General features: G+C 65.9%; 4 protein-coding genes. 1 reads left to right on the plus strand and 3 read right to left on the minus strand.

All coding sequences use genetic code 11. The annotated features are described in order from the left end of the window. Positions 1 to 2082 (minus strand): primosomal protein N' (gene priA / locus NTW26_07880; protein ID MCX7022173.1); only part of this gene is annotated, 2082 nt, incomplete at its 3' end. Between the two features lie 95 nt (positions 2083 to 2177). Between priA and NTW26_07885 the strand changes: the two genes are divergently transcribed. Beyond that, entirely contained in the window at positions 2178 to 3062 is an 885-nt protein-coding gene (locus NTW26_07885) for a hypothetical protein (GenBank protein MCX7022174.1), read from the plus strand. Between the two features lie 168 nt (positions 3063 to 3230). Here the strand turns inward: NTW26_07885 and NTW26_07890 are convergent, their stop codons facing one another. Continuing rightward, positions 3231 to 3740, minus strand: a complete 510-nt coding sequence (locus NTW26_07890) for an NYN domain-containing protein (GenBank protein ID MCX7022175.1) — start codon at positions 3738 to 3740, stop codon at positions 3231 to 3233. A 155-nt stretch (positions 3741 to 3895) separates the two neighbouring features. Continuing rightward, positions 3896 to 4735: T9SS type A sorting domain-containing protein (locus NTW26_07895; protein ID MCX7022176.1), on the minus strand; the 840-nt coding region annotated here is incomplete at its 5' end.

Consider the following 4735-nt stretch of genomic DNA (forward strand, 5'->3'; position numbering starts at 1 on the left):
CTCCTCGGTGAGGAAGAAATCGTAATCGCTCCGGACCGCGGCCTGCACGGCGTAATGCTCGGGCGCGTGGGCGGCCAGAATCGCCCTCCCCGGCCAGACCCCCCGCCCGGCCCGACCGATGACCTGGTATAAAAGGGTGAAGGTCCGCTCGGCGGCGCGGAAATCGGGGACGGCCAGCCCGGCGTCGGCCCGCAGGACGCCGACCAGCGTCACTTTCGGGAAGTGCAGCCCCTTGGCCACCATCTGCGTGCCCAATAGAATATCGGCCTGACCGGCGGCGAAGCGGGAGAGCACTTTCTCGTGTCCCGCGGCCCCGGTCGCGGTGTCCGTGTCCAACCGGACCACCCGGGCGAAGGGAAGCTGGCGGACCAGCTCCTGCTCTACCCGCTGGGTGCCCGCGCCGAATATCCCCAGGGCGTCCGGGTCGCCGCAAGAGGGGCACGCCTTCGGCCTGCCCTCATGGTGCCCGCAGTGGTGGCAGCGCAGCTCTCCGACAGGTTCGTGGAGCACCAAGGGGACGCCGCACCCCGGACAGAGGGGGATGTAACCGCAGGCCTCGCACCGGATCTGGGTGGCGAATCCGCGCCGGTTGAGGAGGACTATCGCCTGCCGCCCCTTCCCGATCTCGTGGTTGAGCGCCTCCAGGAGTTCGACGGGCACGAGCTGCTCGCGGGGCCGGCCGCGCATGTCCACCAACTGGACCGTGGGGAAGCTCGCCCCGTCCACCCGCTCGGTGATCCGGAGCCGCTCGATCCTCTCCTCCTGAACCAGCTTGGACGTCCAGACGCTGGGGGTGGCGCTGCCCAGCACCAGGACCGCCCCCTCGATCCGGCACCGCTTGGCCGCGACCTCCCGGGCGTGGTATCGCGGTTTATCCTGCTGCTTGTAGGCGTCCTCGTGCTCCTCGTCCATCACCACCAGGCCGAGGTTCCTCACCGGGGCGAACACGGCGGAACGCGGCCCCAGGGCTACTCTGGCCTTTCCATCGTAAAGACGCAACCACTCCGAGCGGCGCTGGGCGAACCCCTGCCGCGAGTGCAGGAGGGCGACGGAGTCCCCGAACCACCGGCGGAAAAGGCGCATCAGTTGGGCCGTCAGGGCAATCTCGGGCACCAGCACGATGACGCCCCGACCCCCGGCCAGGCACGTCTCCGTCGCCCGGAGGTAAACCTCGGTCTTCCCCGAGCCGGTGACCCCGTCGAGGAGGAAGGCGCCGTACCCGCCCAGCGAGCCGGTTATCCTTTCCAGAGCCCGACCCTGCTCGTCGGTGAGCCGGTGGCGCGGCGGCGGGGCGGGGTCACCCTCGTCGAGCCGCTCCACGGAGAAGAGCTCCACCAGCTTCTTCTTTTCCAGGGCGTGAAGGGTGGAGTAGCCGACCTCGGCCGACCGGCAGACATCGGCGGCCCAGACGGCGTCCCGGCCCGCGGTGTGGGAGACCAGGTACGCCAGGGCGCGGGCCCCGGCGGGTGAATTTTTCGCGAAATCCCCCAGATCCGGCGGATCGGCGGTGAGTCGAACGGCGAGATTCTCCTTTGCGGTGACCGGCGCCGCCGCCGGCTCTTCCCAGGCGCGCAGGTGGCCCTCGGCGACCAGGCGGTCCAGCGCCGCCGCTGCCACCTTTCCCAGGCCGTGAATCAACCTGCGTTTGTTGACGGGGCCGTCCTGGAGCCGGTTCCAGATTTCGGCGACCAACCCTCCCAGGTCCAGTGGCGGCCCCGACGGGCCAAAGCCGTACATCCGGCGCGTACGGGAACCCACGGGGAGCATGGCGTCCAGCGTGACGCCCGGGGGCTCTGAGTAGTAATCGGCCACCCAGCGGCCCAGGGTGAGCCGTTTTTCGTCGAGGAGGGGCCGTTCGTCCAGCACCCCTTTCACGGGCTGGATCGAGGCGGGGTCCATCCCCTCTGGCGGTCGGTCGGAGACGCCGATGACGAAGCCCAGGGCGGTCGCGCCCCGGAGCGGAACGTGGACCCGGGCGCCCGGCTCGGCCCGCATCCCCGGCGGCAGGGCGTAGGTGAGGGGCCGCCGAAGGTCCAGGTTCAGCGCCACCTCGACATAGAGCTGTCCGGCATCGGCACCCATCGGCGACCGTCTCCCATCCGTTTCCGAGTTGACCCCTTCCCCCGAGTCTGGTAGATTATGCAACGGCGTGACTGACGGGTCAAAGCGCATACAAAATGGCCGGAAAACGCACCCTCATCATCGTGATTCTGGTGGTCGTCACCCTGGGGGCCGGGGTGCTGGCCGTTATTTTGAACATCAAAACGGTGGATGTTTACGGGGACGTGACCGCCACCATCTTTTTCTGGAACCTCTCCGACGCCGAGACGGAGCGTCTGTTGGGCCTGGCCGAGGAGGCTCGACAGAAGGGCGATTACGAGGGGGCCCTGACCCTGGTGACCTTCGCCTACACCTACAACGACGGGGAGAACAAGGGGGACCTGCTCCTGCTCTGGAGCGCCCTCTTGCTGGACCAGGGGAAGAGTTCCGACGCCTGCCAGGTACTCGACGAGCTGGTCGCGTTTTACCCCTCGGGTGACTCCTTCGAGTGTGGCAAGCTGGGCGAGATGGTGCTGGATCAGCTCGACCGGAACCTCGTGACCGAGGACGGCTTCCGGTACGCCACGGCGGTGAAGTTGCGGGGGTACTGCGCGCAGGTCGGCTCCGACTCCCTGGCCGCCGTGGACGCCGTTTTCGACCGCGAGCTGGACCGCTCCTACGACGTGGAGTTCGCTTACGACATTCTGGAGACGGAGCTGACGCAGGTCGATGAGAAACGCAGCTTGGAGGGCGAGTCCCTCGCCGGGGAGGAGAAGCCGGAGGAGGAGACCCTGGACGACCCCTTCGCCGGCCTTTCCGAGAGCGAGCGCGCGTTGATCGAGGAGGCGCTGGCCGCGGCCCGCACCCAGGAGGGGCCCAAGTGGAAGGCGACCACGCGGATCCGTTGCACCCTGCCCGGATTCACTCTGCGCGAGGTGCTGGACTACCTGGGGCTCGACCCGTACACCGGCCGGCCGGTCGTAGCGGGGCCGGAGCCCGTGGACAAGCCGGTCGGTGGCTGATCCATCCCGGCGAGCTCATCGGAGCGGACCTCGTCGGTGTGAATGGCCGGGGAGATGGATAGGCGGGAATCGGATCCGCCGGGTCGGACCGCGTTCGCTGAAACTAGCTGCTAAGTTTAAATAAAAGAGGGAGGACCCGAAAGTCCTCCCTCTTGCTTTGGAAAGAGGTTAGGTGCCGGGCAGCTTCTCGAAATCCTCGCGCAGGTACTGCAGGTCGTAGTAGCGGTCCGCCGAGTTTATGAGCTCGATGGCCACCATCCCGCGGGTCGAGACGACGATGACCTCCTTGCCCCGGGTGCGCAAGAGCTCCAGGGCCCGCTCGAAGTCGGAGTCGCCCGAGAAGATGATCGCGCGCTGGTAGTTCTCCACCGTGTTGAACATGTCCACGACCATCTCGGTGTCCAGGTTGGCCTTGCGTATCTCCTCCCCGGAGTCCAGGTCGAAGATGACCTTCACCTTCTTGCGCCGCACGGTGTAGCCCATCATGGTCAGCGCGTTGAGGAAGTTCTCCTCCTTGGCCTCGGTGGGGTTCTGCACACCGGTGTAGTAAAAGGCGTTGTACAGGTCTTCGGGGTCGGGGACGAAGTGGTGGAGGATGCGCTTGTAGTCCAGGTGCCAGCTCAGCTTCTTCTGGGCGTAGAACATGTTGACGCCGTCCACGAAAAGAGCGACCTTCATTTTTTCACCCCGGATGTGGTTATTCATTCGTTCTTGGGAGGCGCTAGCTTACCAAGGCCCACCCGTCGTGTCAATTCGCCGTTTCCCCGGTGATGGAAAGGCCGGGGCAGGTGAAAGGGGGACCCGTGGGCCCCCCGTTTGCGTCGGTGAATCGGTTATCGGGATACGACTATCCGCTGCGTCGCCGTCGTCCCTCCGCCCGTCAGGCGGATCAGGTAAACGCCGTTGGCGACGCTTTCGGTCCCCCAGGGGACCTCGTGGCGCCCCGCCGTGAATTCACCGCGGGCGACGGTCTGGACCAGGCGGCCGGCCAGGTCGTACACATCGATCCGGACGGTCCCATCGGCGGCCAGGGTGAAGGGAATCGTGGTGAAGGTCCCGGCCGGGCAGGGGTAGCAGGGATCCAGTCTCGTGACCCGCGCCCCGGCGCCCGATCCGGACACCTCGATGGGGCCGTAAAGGCTCCTGGAACCGTCTACGCCAAGCGTTTCCAGCTCGTAGCGGTGGCTCGATTCGGGAGAGATATCGAGGTCCAGGTAGCGTCCGACGGCCAGGGGAGTTTCGTTCAGCCGGACATAGCCCGCCTTTTCCTCGCGGAGTATGTTCACCCCCGTGATTTCCGCCGGGTTGTCCGGTCTCCAGGTGAGCAGTATCCCCTCGTCAACGGCCTCACCGGAGAAGGCCACGGAGTCGATATCCGAGGTCTGCTCGGCCATAAGGACGTCGTCGAAGTAGAAGCCTTCGAGAGCGAGGTTGTTGTCCGAGGAGAAGCGGAACCGCACCTCGATGATATCCCCGGTGTAGGCGGATAAATCGTACTTCTTCATCGTCCAGTCCAGTTTGGTTCCGCTGAAGATGTCCTTCTGGACCCAGGCGCCTCCGTCCACCGACACGTCGAGATAAACGAAGTCGTAGCCCGTTTCCAGTTCGTACATGAGCCAAAAGCTCAACTCGTTGTGGTCCGCATCCACGAAGATGGGACAGGTCTTGATCCA

This window comes from bacterium, assembly GCA_026398675.1.
Taxonomy (GTDB): domain Bacteria; phylum RBG-13-66-14; class RBG-13-66-14; order RBG-13-66-14; family RBG-13-66-14; genus RBG-13-66-14.

Coding starts and splice junctions, on each gene's coding strand:
- NTW26_07890 (MCX7022175.1), bottom strand. CDS start 3,740: ATGAAGGTCGCTCTTTTCGTGGACGGCGTCAACATGTTCTACGCCCAG.
- NTW26_07885 (MCX7022174.1), top strand. CDS start 2,178: ATGGCCGGAAAACGCACCCTCATCATCGTGATTCTGGTGGTCGTCACC.